This window comes from Streptomyces sp. Root1304 (assembly GCF_001426405.1).
Classification (GTDB): Bacteria; Actinomycetota; Actinomycetes; order Streptomycetales; family Streptomycetaceae; genus Streptomyces.
Window position 1 is genome coordinate 228,779 of sequence record NZ_LMEP01000028.1, and the last position, 15,827, is coordinate 244,605.

Annotated in this window: 13 protein-coding genes; 8 read left to right on the top strand and 5 right to left on the bottom strand. The window is 70.6% G+C overall.

Features of this window, described 5'->3' with window-relative positions; all coding sequences use genetic code 11:
- Positions 1–46 precede the first annotated feature (46 nt).
- From ASD33_RS33445 to ASD33_RS33465, 5 genes are all read left to right on the top strand, one after another.
- Positions 47–643 (top strand): hypothetical protein, encoded by a 597-nt coding sequence (locus ASD33_RS33445; RefSeq protein ID WP_056569543.1) that lies wholly within the window; start codon positions 47–49, stop codon positions 641–643.
- Positions 644–657: 14 nt separating this feature from the next.
- The gene (locus ASD33_RS33450; protein ID WP_056569546.1) at positions 658–837 is read left to right on the top strand and encodes a hypothetical protein; all 180 of its coding nucleotides are present in this window, start codon (positions 658–660) and stop codon (positions 835–837) included.
- A gap of 119 nt (positions 838–956) precedes the next feature.
- On the top strand, positions 957–1,376 hold the full coding sequence (locus ASD33_RS33455; RefSeq protein WP_079045151.1) for a BlaI/MecI/CopY family transcriptional regulator: 420 nt from the start codon (positions 957–959) through the stop codon (positions 1,374–1,376).
- 9 nt (positions 1,377–1,385) lie between these two features.
- Complete coding sequence (locus ASD33_RS33460; protein ID WP_056569553.1) at positions 1,386–1,931, top strand: amino-acid N-acetyltransferase; 546 nt, start codon at positions 1,386–1,388, stop codon at positions 1,929–1,931.
- 136 nt (positions 1,932–2,067) lie between these two features.
- Positions 2,068–2,403, top strand: a complete 336-nt coding sequence (locus ASD33_RS33465; protein ID WP_056569557.1) for an Lsr2 family protein — start codon at positions 2,068–2,070, stop codon at positions 2,401–2,403.
- On the opposite strand, the gene ASD33_RS33470 is transcribed toward ASD33_RS33465, so the two are convergent.
- Complete coding sequence (locus ASD33_RS33470; RefSeq protein ID WP_056569561.1) at positions 2,382–2,972, bottom strand: SCO3374 family protein; 591 nt, start codon at positions 2,970–2,972, stop codon at positions 2,382–2,384. The two genes, ASD33_RS33465 and ASD33_RS33470, sit on opposite strands and share 22 nt — an antisense overlap.
- 474 nt (positions 2,973–3,446) lie before the next feature.
- Between ASD33_RS33470 and ASD33_RS33475 the strand changes: the two genes are divergently transcribed.
- Positions 3,447–5,969: an ATP-dependent Clp protease ATP-binding subunit gene (locus tag ASD33_RS33475; RefSeq protein ID WP_056569564.1), complete on the top strand. Its 2,523-nt coding sequence runs from the start codon at positions 3,447–3,449 to the stop codon at positions 5,967–5,969.
- A gap of 94 nt (positions 5,970–6,063) precedes the next feature.
- Here the strand turns inward: ASD33_RS33475 and ASD33_RS33480 are convergent, their stop codons facing one another.
- Genes ASD33_RS33480 through ASD33_RS33490 form a run of 3 tightly spaced genes read right to left on the bottom strand, consistent with a single transcriptional unit; the run spans position 6,064 to position 12,385 of the window.
- Complete coding sequence (locus ASD33_RS33480; protein ID WP_242427260.1) at positions 6,064–8,838, bottom strand: serine protease; 2,775 nt, start codon at positions 8,836–8,838, stop codon at positions 6,064–6,066.
- Positions 8,835–9,167: a trypco2 family protein gene (locus ASD33_RS33485; RefSeq protein WP_347232310.1), complete on the bottom strand. Its 333-nt coding sequence runs from the start codon at positions 9,165–9,167 to the stop codon at positions 8,835–8,837. The genes ASD33_RS33480 and ASD33_RS33485 overlap by 4 nt, the downstream gene beginning before the upstream one ends.
- 38 nt (positions 9,168–9,205) lie before the next feature.
- Positions 9,206–12,385, bottom strand: coding sequence for an NACHT domain-containing protein (locus ASD33_RS33490; protein ID WP_056569573.1), 3,180 nt, complete (start codon positions 12,383–12,385; stop codon positions 9,206–9,208).
- A 487-nt stretch (positions 12,386–12,872) separates the two neighbouring features.
- On the opposite strand from ASD33_RS33490, the gene ASD33_RS33495 reads away from it, so the two are divergent.
- Positions 12,873–13,574 (top strand): M23 family metallopeptidase, encoded by a 702-nt coding sequence (locus ASD33_RS33495; RefSeq protein ID WP_056569576.1) that lies wholly within the window; start codon positions 12,873–12,875, stop codon positions 13,572–13,574.
- Positions 13,575–13,582: 8 nt separating this feature from the next.
- Here the strand turns inward: ASD33_RS33495 and ASD33_RS33500 are convergent, their stop codons facing one another.
- A complete protein-coding gene (locus tag ASD33_RS33500; RefSeq protein ID WP_056569579.1) occupies positions 13,583–14,137 on the bottom strand; it encodes a TetR/AcrR family transcriptional regulator in 555 nt (184 codons plus the stop codon).
- Positions 14,138–14,238: 101 nt separating this feature from the next.
- Between ASD33_RS33500 and ASD33_RS33505 the strand changes: the two genes are divergently transcribed.
- Positions 14,239–15,825: an MDR family MFS transporter gene (locus tag ASD33_RS33505; protein ID WP_056569583.1), complete on the top strand. Its 1,587-nt coding sequence runs from the start codon at positions 14,239–14,241 to the stop codon at positions 15,823–15,825.
- Positions 15,826–15,827: the final 2 nt, after the last annotated feature.

Below are 15,827 nucleotides of genomic sequence, written 5' to 3' on the forward strand. Positions count from 1 at the left end.
CGCGTATCGTCGGCCCATGCCCACGCCATACGGATCCCGCGGCGGCATGGCGTTCAGCGCGGACGAGCTGCGTGTGCTCCGCCGTGCCCTCGCCGTCGCCCTCCACCCCGCCCCGCTCCAGGACGAGGACGTCCAGGACACCCTGCGCCTGGCCGAATCCGTGGACGAGGCCGTACGCGAGGCCGGCCGGCTGCGCGCCTTCCTCCTCGACGACCTGGCCCGCTACCGCGAGGCGCTTCCCGGGTCCCTGAGCGGCTATCTGGAGCTCCTCCAGGACGCCCTGGCCGCCGGGTACGACCCCGCCGCCGACGACCTCGCCGCGCTGCGCGCCCTGCGCCGCAACCCCGCGGCCGCCGCGCTCCTCGCCCGCTGCCAGATCCTCGCCGAGCGCTCGGTGCGCGCCCGCCTGGCCCGGGTCTCCCAGGCCACCGGTACGACCGCCGTCCGGAGCCCGCAGGGCGCCGTGGTCGCCGCGCCCCGCACCCGGCTGCTCGCCCTGCCCGGCGGCCGTGCGGCGGCGGACGACCCCAAGCCGACGCCCCCGGTGCCGGCCGAGCGTCCGGTGCCCAAGCCCTCCGAGGTCTTCCCGCCGCGCCGGAGGCCCGTACCGCCGCCCCCGCCCGAGGAACGGGTCGCCGGATAGCTAGGCTGGGCGCCATGGACTACGTATCCGCGCTCGTGCCCCCCGTCGTGATGGCCGTGTTCTTCATCGCCCTGGTCACCGTGATCGTGAAGAGCCAGGGCGGCCCGAACAAGGCCAAGGAGGACGCGGTCGTGGACGCCGCGCTCGCCCGCGCCGAGGCGACCCGCCAGGCGGACAGCACCCCCGCCGGCTGACAGCCGCACGAACGCCGCAGCACCCGGGACGTACGACCCTTCGTGGTCGTACGTCCTTTTTGTTGCGTTTCCCTCCGTCAATCGACGCTTACTGGCGTTTTGCGCACTAAAGTGACGCTGTGCCCCGTCCCCTGGGAGAGCTCGAAGACGCCGTGATGACGCGCGTCTGGCAATGGAACCGTCCGGTGACCGTCCGGGAAGTTCTGGAGGACCTTCAGCAGGAACGGTCCATCGCCTACACCACCGTCATGACCGTCATGGACAATCTCCATCAGAAGGGCTGGGTCCGCCGGGAAGTCGAAGGCCGCGCCTATCGATATACGGCGGTCTCCACCAGGGCCGCCTACGCCGCCGCCCTGATGAACGAGGGATGGGCGCAGAGCGACAATCCGGCAGCCGCGCTCGTCGCCTTCTTCGGCATGATGTCGCAGGAACAGCGCGAGGCCCTCAACGACGCCATCCGGATCGTGCAGCGCGACACCCCGCTCCCCGCCCCGCCCGAGGAGGGCGCCGAGGGATCCGGGGCCCAGGAGCGATAGCGTCCCCCCATGTCGCCGTCCGCTTCCCCGGCCGCTTCCCCGGCCTCCGCCAAAGCCGTCACCGTCCGCAGGGCCCGCACCGGAGACGTCGCCGCGGTCCGCCGCCTCGTCGACCCCTTCGTGAACCGCGGCATCCTGCTCGACAAGGCCACCGTCACCCTTTACGAGTCCATCCAGGAGTTCTGGGTGGCGGAACGGGACGAGGACGCCACCGTCGTCGGCTGCGGCGCTCTCCACGTCATGTGGGAAGACCTCGCCGAAGTGCGCACTCTCGCCGTCGATCCCGAGTTCAAGGGAGCCGGCGTCGGACATCAGGTGCTGGACAAGTTGTTGCACACCGCCCGATGGCTCGGTGTGCGGCGGGTATTCTGCCTCACCTTCGAAGTCGACTTCTTCGCGAAGCACGGCTTCGTCGAGATCGGCGAGACCCCGGTCGACGGAGATGTCTACAGCGAGCTGCTGCGTTCCTATGACGAGGGAGTCGCCGAGTTCCTCGGTCTCGAACGAGTGAAGCCGAACACCTTGGGCAACAGCCGGATGCTTCTGCACCTGTGACCCGTGCGGATCCCTATGTCCGAATCGCGCACGTTTCCCGCGTTGCCGGGCATCTGAACCTCTCCCAGGGGTTTGTGTTTTTCCGGGAAAAGCGGTTTCCTTTCCGCGTACTGCATTTTCGATGAAAGGAAATCCGGTGGCACAGAAGGTTCAGGTCCTTCTTGTCGACGACCTCGACGGCGTCGAGGCGGACGAGACCGTGACGTTCGCGCTGGACGGCAAGACCTACGAGATCGACCTCACCACCGCCAACGCGGAAAAGCTCCGTGGTCTGCTCGAGCCGTACACCACGAGCGGCCGTCGTACCGGTGGCCGCACCGCCGGCGCGCGTGGCAAGGGCCGCGCCGTGGCGACGGGCAGCCAGGACACCGCGAAGATCCGCGCGTGGGCCAAGGAGAACGGCTACGACGTGAACGACCGCGGTCGCGTGCCGGCCACCGTCAAGGCGGCCTACGAGGACGCGAACCGCTGAGGCGACAGCTGCTGAGCCGCCGGCCCCCGGGTCCGCGCACTCAGCAGCCGCGCCCGGTGGCACTCCGCGGCCGCCGCGGCCACCAGACGCACCAGGCACGGGGCATCCGCACCGCTCCAGGGCGCGGACCGCAGGGCCGGCAGCGAGGACTCGACCTCGCGGCCCGGCGCCGGGGCCCGCAGCCACACGGAGGCACCCGGCGCGCCGGATCCGCCCCGCCCCGGGGGAAGGGGCGCGGTCATCCGGCCGTCGGCCCCCATGGCCGTGAGGTCCAGCGCGATGCCGCCCCACTCCAGCCAGTCGAGCAGCCCCGGCAGCTCCTCGGCCGTCCCGGCGGCCACGAGCAGCCGCATCCGGCGCCCCAGCAGGGCCACCGGACCCGTCGCCGGGCCCGTCCGGCGCAGCACGCCCCGGCCGGCCTCGGCGGGCAGTTCGAGGACGTCGAAGCGCAGCCCCGTGACCAGCTGCACCGGCGGACCGGCCACCGTCGCCCAGCCGAGCTCCTGCTCGTACCACCGCGCCAGACCGCCGTCGTGCGGCGTACGGGGAAGCGGGACGGTGAGGGCCATGCCCGGGGAACTCCCGCGGGGGCGGGTTGGTTACGCCCCGAGGCGACCTCTCTGGTGACCGCGCGTCCCCGGCCGGACGCGCACGGTGTCCGTGATGGGGCGTACGCGTGCATTCGGCAGCGCAAGGGTGTTCGCTGGTAGCGGAGGGAACCGGGGTGCGCCGCATGGAGTGTCAGTCCTTACGGGTAAGACATTCCTAGTGGAGAGGGGCGACTCGCGGGCTTCGGCGTCTCACGTTCGCCATCGGCGTACTGATGACGCGGCTAACTACTTGGCCTGCGGGAACATCGTCTCGCACCATCGGGTTGGAGCATTTGTCGGCTGTTCGGCAGCAGGTCTCCCCGCGGAAGAGGGGGTGATCCGGACGGATGTCGGCAGTTGGAATGAGCGGTCCCCGCTTGCGGGACTAAGCTGCGGAAGGACAGGGAGGGGATCGACCCCTAACTGACTGACCGCTCTGAGGAGCGATTAACGATGTTCGAGAGGTTCACCGACCGCGCGCGGCGGGTTGTCGTCCTGGCTCAGGAAGAAGCCCGGATGCTCAACCACAACTACATCGGCACCGAGCACATCCTTCTGGGCCTTATCCACGAGGGTGAGGGTGTCGCCGCTAAGGCCCTGGAGAGCCTCGGGATTTCGCTCGAGGCGGTCCGCCAGCAGGTTGAGGAGATCATCGGGCAGGGGCAGCAGGCCCCGTCCGGGCACATCCCCTTCACCCCGCGTGCCAAGAAGGTCCTGGAGCTCTCGCTCCGTGAGGCCCTCCAGCTCGGCCACAACTACATCGGCACCGAGCACATCCTGCTCGGCCTGATCCGCGAGGGCGAGGGCGTCGCCGCCCAGGTCCTCGTGAAGCTGGGCGCCGACCTCAACCGGGTGCGGCAGCAGGTCATCCAGCTGCTCTCCGGCTACCAGGGCAAGGAAGCCGCCACGGCCGGCGGTCCTGCCGAGGGCACCCCCTCGACGTCCCTGGTCCTCGACCAGTTCGGCCGGAACCTCACCCAGGCGGCCCGCGAATCCAAGCTCGACCCGGTCATCGGGCGCGAGAAGGAGATCGAGCGGGTCATGCAGGTGCTGTCCCGCCGCACCAAGAACAACCCGGTCCTCATCGGCGAGCCCGGCGTCGGCAAGACCGCCGTCGTCGAGGGCCTGGCGCAGGCCATCGTCAAGGGCGAGGTGCCCGAGACCCTCAAGGACAAGCACCTCTACACCCTGGACCTCGGCGCGCTGGTCGCCGGCTCCCGCTACCGCGGTGACTTCGAGGAGCGCCTGAAGAAGGTCCTCAAGGAGATCCGCACCCGCGGCGACATCATCCTGTTCATCGACGAGCTCCACACCCTCGTGGGTGCGGGTGCCGCCGAGGGCGCGATCGACGCCGCCAGCATCCTCAAGCCGATGCTGGCCCGCGGTGAGCTCCAGACCATCGGTGCCACCACGCTCGACGAGTACCGGAAGTACCTGGAGAAGGACGCGGCCCTCGAGCGCCGCTTCCAGCCCATCCAGGTCGCCGAGCCGTCGCTGCCGCACACCATCGAGATCCTCAAGGGTCTGCGCGACCGGTACGAGGCCCACCACCGGGTCTCCATCACCGACGAGGCGCTCGTCCAGGCCGCGACGCTGGCCGACCGGTACATCTCGGACCGCTTCCTCCCGGACAAGGCGATCGACCTGATCGACGAGGCCGGCTCCCGGATGCGCATCCGCCGGATGACCGCGCCGCCGGACCTCCGCGAGTTCGACGAGAAGATCGCCGGCGTCCGCCGCGACAAGGAGTCCGCGATCGACTCGCAGGACTTCGAGAAGGCCGCCTCGCTCCGCGACAAGGAGAAGCAGCTCCTCGCCGCGAAGGCCAAGCGCGAGAAGGAGTGGAAGGCCGGCGACATGGACGTCGTCGCCGAGGTCGACGGCGATCTGATCGCCGAGGTCCTCGCGACCGCCACCGGCATCCCGGTCTTCAAGCTGACCGAGGAGGAGTCCAGCCGCCTGCTCCGCATGGAGGACGAGCTCCACAAGCGCGTCATCGGGCAGAAGGACGCCGTCATCGGCCTCTCGCGGGCCATCCGCCGTACGCGTGCCGGTCTGAAGGACCCGAAGCGCCCCGGTGGCTCGTTCATCTTCGCCGGTCCGTCCGGTGTCGGTAAGACCGAGCTCTCGAAGGCCCTCGCCGAATTCCTCTTCGGCGACGAGGACGCGATGATCTCCCTCGACATGTCGGAGTTCAGCGAGAAGCACACGGTTTCGCGTCTCTTCGGTTCGCCGCCCGGATACGTCGGCTACGAAGAGGGCGGCCAGCTCACCGAGAAGGTGCGCCGCAAGCCGTTCTCCGTCGTCCTCTTCGACGAGGTCGAGAAGGCCCACCCCGATATCTTCAATTCCCTTCTCCAGATCCTGGAGGACGGTCGTCTGACCGACTCCCAGGGCCGGGTCGTGGACTTCAAGAACACGGTCATCATCATGACGACCAACCTCGGGACCAGGGACATCTCGAAGGGCTTCAACCTGGGCTTCGCCGCCCAGGGCGACACGAAGTCCAACTACGAGCGGATGAAGGCGAAGGTCAGCGACGAGCTGAAGCAGCACTTCCGCCCCGAGTTCCTCAACCGCGTGGACGACATCATCGTCTTCCCGCAGCTGACCCCGGAGGACATCCTCCAGATCGTCGACCTGATGATCGGTCGCGTCGACGAGCGCCTCAAGGACCGGGACATGGGCATCGAGCTCTCCCAGTCCGCGAAGGAGCTGCTGTCCAAGAAGGGCTACGACCCGGTCATGGGCGCCCGGCCGCTGCGCCGGACGATCCAGCGCGAGATCGAGGACACGCTCTCGGAGAAGATCCTCTTCGGCGAGCTGCGCCCCGGTCACATCGTGGTCGTGGACACCGAGGGTGAGGGTGAGGAGCGCAAGTTCACCTTCCGCGGCGAGGAGAAGACGGCGCTGCCGGACGCCCCGCCGATCGAGGCTGCGGGCGGCTCGGGCCCGAACCTGTCGAAGGAAGCGTGACGCACGCGCTGAACCCGTAGCGCTGAAGGGGCGGCCCCGGAACCCGATGGTTCCGGGGCCGCCCCTTTTCCCGTCCGCGCGGCGCCCCCGCCGTCTAGCTGACCGTGAGCCGGTCGCCGAGGACGTCGGCGCCGAGGATCTGTCCGCGGGTGAAGGAGGTGACGTCCACCATCAGCAGAGGCAGGTCGAGGACCGGGGTGAGGTCCAGCGTCCCGGTGGAGTCCGGGGCGCCTCTGACACTGAGGTAGACGAGCGCGCTCAGCCGCGCCACCGCCGTCAGATCCGTCAGCCCGGGGCAGTGCGCCAGATAGAGCCCGGTGAGCTGACCGCAGTCCACCCCGCTCAGGAAGCCGAGGCCGGTGAGCCGGAGGTTCTGGGAGAGACCGAGGAAGCGCAGCCCCCGCCCGCTGAGGCCGCTGAGGAGTTCGGGCTCGCCGAAGTCCCCGTAGAGGTGGACGCTCGGGTGGTCCGGCAGGAGCCGCAGCTGCTCCGGGCTCGTCACCATGATGGGGGTGCTCGGGGTCAGGTGCGGAGCGATCTCCCGCGCGTACCCCTCAAGGGGGAACTGGCTCCAGACGCCGGAGAACCTGTTCGCCTCGCCCGCCTCGGCGAAGGCGCGGGCGTACGGCAGGGCCTCCCGGCCGCCGATCGTGGAGACCAGGTGGACGACGCTCTCGATGGCGTCCTTGGGGACCTCCCCGGGTCCGGGCAGCAGCGGCAGTACGTAACCGCCCAGGCGGGCCAGCTGTCCCACCTGCTCGGTGCTCCGCGGCGGGATCACCGACTTCACCGCCTTCCGCACCCGTCCGTGCAGCGCGCCGTCCAGCCAGGCCGCGTGCTGGGCCGCCAGCGCCGCGAGGACGTACAGCGTGGTCTTGAGGTCCCGTTTGCGGGTGGCCGAGCCGGCCGTGAGGAGGCCCTCGACCAGGGTGGGCAGGTCGCGGCGGGTGCAGTGGCCGGCCGCGAGGAGCAGGACGTCGTGCCACTGCTGGTCGTGGGCGTGCCGGAGAGCCTCCCTGAGCTGGTCGTCCTCCACCAGTTCCTTCGCCGCCAGGAAGTCCTGGAAGGTGCGGTGGGTGAACTGGAAGACGCGGTCCGCGCGCTCCTGGAGGAGACCGCTGCGGTTCAGGAGGTGGGTGAGGATCTCCTCCGGGGTGCCCTGGCGGGAGACGTCCGGCATGCCGGGCAGGGCGCGGGTGAGCTGCCGCAGGGCCTGTTCCCTGGTGAACTCGGTCTGGCCGCCCCTGACCAGCCAGGCCGCGAGCCGCTGGAGGAGTTCGGTGTGCTCCTCGACCGTCATGCGGATGCCGTCGGGGGCGTCGATCCGGCGCTGTTCGTCGCGGGCGCCGAGCAGCATCTGCAGCGCCGAGTCGTAGAGCGCCCAGCGGGTCTTCGGCAGCAGGCCCTCCCGCAGCCGGTGCAGCGCGCAGATGACCGCGCAGAGCAGCGGGGTCCGGGCGAGTTCGGCCAGGGCCGGGTTGTGGTGGAACTGCTGCGCCAGGTCGCGTTCGAGCTCGGCGAGGTTCCGGTCCGGATCCCCGTCCAGCCGGGCGGCGGCGTGCCAGGCCGCGACGAAGGCCTGGATGTCGGCGTCCCGGAGCGGCAGGAGGGTCAGTTCCTCGAACTGCTCGGAGCCGAGCCAGTCGGGGGCGACGGCGAAGGGCCGCACGGTCGCCACGCAGCGGGTGCGGGGGTAGCGGTCGAGCAGCTGGGAGAGCCAGGTGTGGGCGGCCTCGCGCTCCTCCGCCGGGACCTCGTCGAGGCCGTCGACGAGGAGCAGGCCCCGCCCGGCGTTGAGGACCCGGCCGGCCCAGCCGTCGGGGGCGGGATCGATCATGAGCCCCGAGACGCGGGCCAGCTCGCCGGGGGAGGGGTAGCCGTTGCCCTGGGCCCGCAGGGTGCGCAGCGGGACGACGAAGGGGACGAGGCCGTTCAGCTCGGCCAGGTGGGGCCCCAGGGTCCCGGCGGCGGCGTGCGCGGCCAGCCACCACACGAGGGTGGTCTTCCCGGCCCCGGCGTCGCCCCGGAGGAGGACGCGCGGCCGGGAGGCGAGCAGGTCGTCGATGCGCTGGGGGACGGGGGCGGCGGGGCCGGGCTCCCGGGAAGCGGCCTCCAGCGAGAGGTAGGCGGTGTCGAGGTCCCATGTGGAGGCCCGCTTGCCCAGTTCGTCGAGGCCGAAGATGCGGGTGCGGCGGTAGGCGGCTCCGACGGCCTCCGCGTACTCCTCCTCGTACGGCTGGTCGTGGGGGTGCGTGCCGGTGATCCGTACGGGCGGGGCGGCGCCGGGGGGAAGCCACCGGCGTATCTCCTCGTTCGCGAGGACGGTGGTCAGGGGTACGCACTCCAGGCGGCGGTGGCCGCGCCCGCGCGGTACGGAGCGGACGATGCCCAGCAGCTTTCCGTCGACGAGCACGGGCGCGCCGGAGAGGCCCGCGAGGGGCGAGGGGCCGTCCTCCGTCCCGGTGACGGGAGGGTGGTCCAGCTCGACGGTCAACGTGCGGCGGAGGAGTCCGGCCATCGGCAGGACGGTGCCGGTGAACTGGTCGACGTCCAGCTTCCGGCCCTCGTACCGCTGGAGGCGGGGAAAGCCGACCACCTCGCAGCCGGGTATCGGGCGGTCGGTGGCGAGGGCGCTGAACAGGGGCGGGGTGCCGAGACGATGGCCGGACCGGAGGACGGCGACATCGAGCCGGTCGTCGGACCAGACGACCGACAACCGTCCCGGTACCGCCCGGTCCGGGGCCGCGACCGTGACGCTGCGGGCACCGCCGACGACGTGGGCGCTGGTCAGGACGAGGGTCGGGGTCAGCAGGACGCCGGTGCCCTGCTGTTCGCCGAGGACGGCGAGGACGGTGGTGGAGCCGCTCACCGCCCCTCGGCCCCGCCGCCGAAGCCGGACAGGTCCGCGTCCTCGTCGTTGCCGACGAGCCAGGGGCCGTTGTTCGTGGCGTTCCGGGGCTTGAGCGTGAAGGAGACCCGGTGGGTCTCGCCCCGGGCGCGGGAGGCGTCCGCGCCGGCCTCGACGACCCAGGCCTTGACCTTGCCGCCCGCCTTCACCTCCTTGCGGAGTTCGATGGTGAACTCCATCTCGATGTCGCCCACTTCGAAGGCGACGGGCTGCCCGGTCGCGCGGGTGGCGGCGGTGACGAGCTGGTCGCGTACGGAGGCGATGGCGTCGGCGAGTTCGATGTCGGTCATGACCATGAACGTATCGGGGGAGGGGGAGGGTGGTCAGGTCATGTGTGGATCTCGACGGTGGGGGCGAGGGCTTCGGCGCCGGTGAAGCGGTTGCCGGAGCCTTCGACGTACCGGAGTTGGGTCAGGGACGCCAGCGGTGTGAGGTCGTGGACCTGCCCTTCGAGGTTGCCGTAGAGGCCCAGCTCACGCAGGGCGGGGAAGGCTCGGGCAATGGTGCCGAGAGGTGCGGTGGTGCCGGAGCACCGGACCCACAGGCTCTCCGTACGCGGCAGACTCAGCGATTCCGGCATGCATTCCATGGTCTGACTGCCCAGCCCGAGCCACGAGAGGTTCTCCAGGGCGGCCACCGCGTGCCAGTCCTCCTCGCTCATGGCAACGGCTTGGCGGATGGTGAGTCCCGCGAGACCGCGCGCGTGGCGGAGGAAGGTGAGCCCCCCTGTGGGGTGGCTGGACAGGATGAGGCTCGTCAGCTTGTTCTCGGACGAGAGGTGGCGCAGGAACGGGGCCAGGTTCCCCGGCAGTTGCACACTCCGCGCCTCATCGAGTGCCGGGCGGAGCAGGGCCATGCCGTCGAGGGTGAGGCTCCGGCTGATGCGCAGGTCGAGGCGCTCGGGGCGCAGCCCGAGGCGGGCGATCTCGGCCGCCTGGTCGTCGGACACCAGCGTGAAGTCGAGGCCGTCCGGATCGAGCCGGGCGATGATCTCCTCCGCGTAGGGTGCCGTCGCGAACCGGGTCCAGCCCCACATCAGCTGGGAGCGGACGCCCAGGGAAGGATGGTCCGTGAACCGTGCGAGGTAGGGCAGCGTGGCGTCGTCTGTGATGTGGGTCGCCGTCGTCACCACGGCGTGGGCCACTTTGTCGTCCAGCCCCTCCGGCCCCGGCAGCAGGTCCAGCACCGCCCGTCCCACCGACGCCAGCTCCCGGGCCTCGTCCGCGTCGCGCGGCGGGATCACCTCGGCCGTGCGGGCCAGGATCCGTTCCCGTGCCTCCGGTGCCACCTCCGTCGCGTGGTCCAGCGCCGTCGCCGCCACCACCAGGACGCGGAGCTGGGTGCGGCGGTCCGGTGCCGCGTCCGCCGCCTTCAGCAGCTCGTCGAAGATCTCCGCGCACTCGCGCGGGCGCGCGTGCCCGACGGCCATGCGGATGACGTCCTCCCACTGGTCGTCGGCCGCGTGCCGGACGAGGACGCCGATGTCCCAGCGGTCCACGAGGGCCTTCGCCGCCAGGTAGTCCTGGAAGGTGCGGTGCACGAAGTCGACCGTGTCCGCGGTCGGCTCGCGCAGGAGGCCGCTGCGGTGGAGCAGATGCGTGAAGACGGTGCCGGGGTCGTAGCCGGCCGCCTCCGTGATCGCGGGCACGGCCTCCCGTACGACGTCCTGCGCGTGCGCGCGGTCCATCGTGGTGCGGCCGTTGAGCGTCAGCCAGTACGCGATCCGCTGGATCAGCTGGATCTGCGGGGTCTCGCCGAGGTCGATCCCGTACGGGGTCCCCATGTCCCGCTCGCGGTCCCGGCGCGAGAGCAGCATCGAGAGGGCCGCGTCGTACAGCGCCTTCCGGCCGCGCGGCAGGAAGCCGCGCCTGCCGTGGTGCAGGGCGCAGATCAGACCGCACATCAGGGGGTTGGTGGCGAGCTGGGCGACGTCCGCCGTCGTGCGGAGGGCGTCGAGGAGGGGCTGCTCGTACGGTGCCGCCTCCGGTCCCGCCGCCCGGTGCCAGCGGCGGACGAAGGTGGCGACCGCGGCGGAGGACATCGGGGCGAGGGTGAGTTCGGCGAAGCCGTCGGGGGCGAGCCAGTCGTCGCGTACGGCGGTGGGGCGGGAGGTCACGAGCCAGCGGTTGCCCTCGTAGGTGTCGAGGAGGTCGCGGAGCCAGCGGCGGGCGCGGTCGCGCTCGGCCTCGGGGATCTCGTCGATGCCGTCGACGAGGACCAGGCCGCGCCCGGCGGCGAGGACGCGGTCGGCCCAGCCCTCGGGCGCGGGGAGCGGGCAGTCGACGGCGGAGAGGAAGCGCTCGGGGGTGGGGAGCCGCTCGCCGTGGCGGGTCAGGGCGCGCAGGGGGAGGACGAAGGGGATGCGGTCGCGGAGGTACGCCATGCCGTCCGCGAGGTCCTCGCGTGCGGCGGAGACGGCCAGCCACTGGATGAGGGTGGTCTTGCCGGAGCCGGCCGTGCCGCGCAGGAGGACCTTGTCGTGGCGGGCGAGGATCCGGTCGGCGGGGCCGCCGGACGGGCCGCCCAGGAGGAGGGCGGTGGGGAGGTCCGGGAACCCGGCGGTGAGCGGGGACCCGGCGGACGGGGTCTCCGGGAATCCGAGGGCGACCGACAACTCGGCGGACGGGGCCTCCAGGAACCCGGAGGTGACCGACAACCCGGCGGACGAGGACTCCAGGAACCCGGAGGTCTCCGGGGACCCGGCGGACGAGGACTCCGGGAACGTCACCTCCATCACCACCCGGCGTGCGAACTCCCGCTGCATCCGGCTCGACGTCCAGGGCCCTCCCGTTGCCTCCAGCGACAGGTACGCCACGTCCAGCGGCCACTTCTCCGGGGCGTCCCTGAGGTCCACGCCGTAGATGGTCAGGCGGCCGTGCTTCCTGGCGAGGTGGGCCAGATAGCGGCGCTCGAACTCCGCGTCCCGGCCGTCCTGCCGGGGCGTCCTGCGGATGACCTCGTCGACCTTCGCGATGAGTTCCCGCTGGCCACGGGTCTGCTCCACCAGGCTGCGGGCCACGAAGGTGGAGCGCTGGGTGAAGAAGTCGAGGATGTGGAGGCAGGCCCACTCCGTCATCGACTCCAGGTAGCGGACCGAGTCGGTGGAGAGGCCGTCCGGGGCGGGGGCCGCCGCGCGGAGGCGTCGGGCGAGGTCGAGGTGGCCGAGGCGGACCGCCTGGACGTCGTCCATGTCGAGGTCGCCGAGGGCGATCAGCGTGGCCGCGAGGGTGTCGGTGACGGCCTCGGCCTCGTCGGCGGGGAAGGGGCGCTCGCCGGGCCCGGCGTCGCTCCCCCGCAGCGAGCGCTCGACCAGCGTCGACGCCAGTTTCCGGACGTCCTTCTCGGTCAGCGTGCGCTTCTCGCCCCTGAAGGAGACGAGCGAGGAGAGCCGGACCTTCTCGGACCGTCCCGTGAGACCGGCCCCCGGACCCTCGCTGACCAGCAGTTTCTTCAGGATCGGGCCGATCACGGCCGAGCCGAGGCGCGTGCCGATGAGTACCGGTTCCATCTGTGTCCCCCCGTGGGTCCCGAAGCGGTCAGCGTAGTGCGGGACGGTCCTCGGGGCGGCCCGGTTGCGTGACCCAGGTCCCATCCGGGGCCGGTGCCTGGTGACAAGGCGCACAGGGGTTTCGAGGGGTACTAACCGGAATAGTGGCGACCTTTGGTGGGGTTTCGGGACGTTCCGGTGTGAACCGTCGGGACTTTGGTCCCGAGGGGTCCCGAACCGGACGTGAGGCGGCGTTTTCGGTGGTTCCGGGCATCCGTGACATGCGGATAAACCGTTTCGCTTGTGCCGGTATGTCCGATTTCAAGGGGAGGCTCCGGGGTTGTCAAGAGCTGAACTTCCCCGGAGATCGCTACGAGGCGATGTCGTAGATGGGGTGTTTTGGGCTGGATGGGGGTCCGGGTTACCAAGGATGAGCAAGCCCGGCGCCGCACCGTTCGCGTCGGGCCTCGCACATTCCGTTCCGCACTACCCGGAGGTTTTCCCCCGTATGTCGAAGCGCGTCATGAACCCCGCCGCCCGTGTCACCGTCGTCGCTCTTGCCGCCGCCGGCCTGGGAGCGTCGCTGGTGGCCGGAGCCGGGTCCGCCTTCGCCGCCGAGGGCAAGGCCGCCGCCCCGGTGGCGCTCACCGCGTCCGCCGCCGTCTCCGCCCAGGCCGAGGCCCAGGCGCACGTCGCCGCCCAGGTGAAGGCCGCCGCCGCGAAGGCGAACGCCAAGACCGTGGCCGTGAAGGCCGTCGCCGCCCAGCACGTCGTCACCGCGAAGAAGGCCCCGTCCTGGGTCAAGCCGGTCAGCGCCTACACGCTGAGCGCCAGCTACAACCAGGGCGGCGCCATGTGGGCCCACAAGCACTCCGGTCAGGACTTCGCCGTCCCGACCGGCACCCCGGTCAAGGCCGCGGCCGCCGGCACCGTCGTGAAGGCCGGCCCGAACGGCGGCGGCGACGGCCCCGCGTACGGCAACGCGATCGTCGTCAAGCACGCCAACGGCAAGTACTCCCAGTACGCCCACCTGTCGAAGATCAAGGTGAAGATCGGCCAGAAGGTCGGCGCCGGCCAGCAGATCGCCCTCTCGGGCAACACCGGCAACTCCTCCGGCCCGCACCTGCACTTCGAGATCCGCACGACCCCGAACTACGGCTCCGCCGTGAACCCGATGGCGTTCCTGCGGTCCCACGGCGTGGGCGTCTGACGCACGCGTCAGGCCTGATGGGCCTGTTCGATCAGATCGAGGGCGACTTCGAGGACGGCTTCCTGCTTCTCCTCGGGGTCGCCCTCGACGTTCTCCATGAAGAAGGTCCCGGCGTGCAGCGCGAAGATCGCGCTCACGGAGCGGACCTTGTCCTTCATCGGTGAGTCGGGCTCCTGGATGAACGCGTTGAGCGAGATGAACCGCTCCTTGAAGGTGAGCCCGATGCTCAGGTCGCGCACGGTCGCCTGGTTCTCGTGCATGAAGCGGAACAGCGGGGCCGCGGCGAGCAGGGCCTTCTGGTAGCGGCGCAGGATCTCCTGCTTGGTCTCCAGGGTGCGCGGCTGCTCGGCCGCCCAGGCGACCAGGTCGTCGATCGGGCGCGCGAGGTCCTGGAAGATCCCGATGATGATGTCTTCCTTGGTCTTGAAGTGGTAGTAGAGCGCCGCCTTCGTGACGTCCAGATGCTCCGCGATCTCGCGCAGCGAGGTCTTCTCGTATCCCTGCTCGGCGAAGAGTTCGAGAGCCACGTCCTGGATGCGCTGGCGGGTGTTGCCTCGGGCCATGGCTGCTCTCCACTTTCCAGAAAACTTACTTGACGACCGGCTAGTTACGGGTCTACTTTCCCCAGTGTAGTAACTAGCCGGGCGGCAAGTAAGGGACTGACATGACGGCGCAGCACGACACAGCGAAACCGGCACAGGGGGAATCGGAGCCGCAGCCACGCAGCGTCCGCGTCGTCCTCCTCGCCCTGATGATCGCGATGCTCCTCGCGATGCTCGACAACATGATCATCGGCACCGCGATGCCGACGATCGTCGGTGAGCTCGGCGGCCTGGAGCACCTCTCCTGGGTGGTCACCGCGTACACCCTGGCCACCGCCGCCTCCACCCCCCTCTGGGGCAAGGTCGGCGACATGTTCGGCCGCAAGGGCGTCTTCCTCACCTCGATCGTGATCTTCCTGATCGGCTCGGCCCTCAGCGGCATGGCCCAGGACATGGGCCAGCTCATCGGCTTCCGTACGATCCAGGGCCTCGGCGCCGGCGGTCTCATGGTCGGCGTGATGGCGATCATCGGCGACCTGATCCCGCCCCGCGAGCGCGGCAAGTACCAGGGCATGATGGCCGGCGTGATGGCCCTCGCCATGATCGGCGGCCCGCTCGTCGGCGGCACCATCACCGACCACTGGGGCTGGCGCTGGTCCTTCTACATCAACCTGCCGCTCGGCGCCGTCGCCCTCGCCATGGTCAGCACCGTCCTGCACCTGCCGAAGAAGCAGCGCGCCACGGGCACCCGCATCGACTTCCTCGGCGCCGCGCTGCTCACCGTCGGCATCACCGCGATCGTCCTCGTCACCACCTGGGGCGGTACGGAGTACGCCTGGGGCTCGGCCACCATCATCGGCCTCGCGGTCGGCGGGGCCGTCGCCCTCGCGGCCTTCCTGTGGGTGGAGACCCGGGCGAGCGACCCGATCATGCCGCTGCACATCTTCCGCAGCCGCAACTTCACCGTGATGTCCCTGATCGGCTTCATCACCGGCTTCGTGATGTTCGGCGCGGTCCTCTACCTGCCGATCTTCCAGCAGTCCGTCCAGGGCGCCTCCGCGACCAACTCGGGTCTGCTGCTCCTGCCGATGCTGCTGTCGATGATGGTCGTCTCGCTGCTCGTCGGCCGGGTCACCACCAGCACCGGCAAGTACAAGATCTTCCCGATCGTGGGCGGCGCGCTGATGACGGCCGGCCTCTTCCTGCTTTCCACGATGGACACCGGCACCTCCCGGCTGACCTCGGGCGTCTACATGGCCGTCCTCGGCGCCGGCATGGGCTTCCTCATGCAGATCACGATGCTGGTCGCCCAGAACAGCGTGGAGATGAAGGACATGGGCGTCGCCTCGTCCTCCACCACCCTCTTCCGGACGCTCGGCTCCTCCTTCGGCGTCGCGATCATGGGCGCGCTCTTCACGAGCCGCGTCCAGGACGAGATGACCTCCCGCGGCGGGTCCGGGATCACCGAGCGGACCGCCCAGCTCGACGCGGCGAGCCTCGCCAAGCTCCCGGCGGCGCTCCGCGAGGCCTACCAGCACGCGGTCTCCTCCGGCACCCACGGCGCCTTCGTGGTCGCCGCGGCGGTCTCCGTCCTCGGCTTCGCCCTCGCCTTCCTCGTCAAGGAGGTGGCGCTCCGCGGCGCCGGTCCGGCGGCGGCGCCGAAGGCCTCGTCGGACGACGAGAGCGCGAAGGTCGACCAGAAGGTCTGACC

What these genes read in the sequence shown, in the direction of transcription:
- ASD33_RS33445 (WP_056569543.1), top strand. Translation starts at nt 47, where the DNA reads ATGGCGTTCAGCGCGGACGAGCTGCGTGTGCTCCGCCGTGCCCTCGCC.
- ASD33_RS33450 (WP_056569546.1), top strand. Translation starts at nt 658, where the DNA reads ATGGACTACGTATCCGCGCTCGTGCCCCCCGTCGTGATGGCCGTGTTC.
- ASD33_RS33460 (WP_056569553.1), top strand. Translation starts at nt 1,386, where the DNA reads ATGTCGCCGTCCGCTTCCCCGGCCGCTTCCCCGGCCTCCGCCAAAGCC.
- ASD33_RS33470 (WP_056569561.1), bottom strand. Translation starts at nt 2,972, where the DNA reads ATGGCCCTCACCGTCCCGCTTCCCCGTACGCCGCACGACGGCGGTCTG.
- ASD33_RS33475 (WP_056569564.1), top strand. Translation starts at nt 3,447, where the DNA reads ATGTTCGAGAGGTTCACCGACCGCGCGCGGCGGGTTGTCGTCCTGGCT.
- ASD33_RS33485 (WP_347232310.1), bottom strand. Translation starts at nt 9,167, where the DNA reads ATGACCGACATCGAACTCGCCGACGCCATCGCCTCCGTACGCGACCAG.
- ASD33_RS33490 (WP_056569573.1), bottom strand. Translation starts at nt 12,385, where the DNA reads ATGGAACCGGTACTCATCGGCACGCGCCTCGGCTCGGCCGTGATCGGC.
- ASD33_RS33495 (WP_056569576.1), top strand. Translation starts at nt 12,873, where the DNA reads ATGTCGAAGCGCGTCATGAACCCCGCCGCCCGTGTCACCGTCGTCGCT.
- ASD33_RS33500 (WP_056569579.1), bottom strand. Translation starts at nt 14,137, where the DNA reads ATGGCCCGAGGCAACACCCGCCAGCGCATCCAGGACGTGGCTCTCGAA.
- ASD33_RS33505 (WP_056569583.1), top strand. Translation starts at nt 14,239, where the DNA reads ATGACGGCGCAGCACGACACAGCGAAACCGGCACAGGGGGAATCGGAG.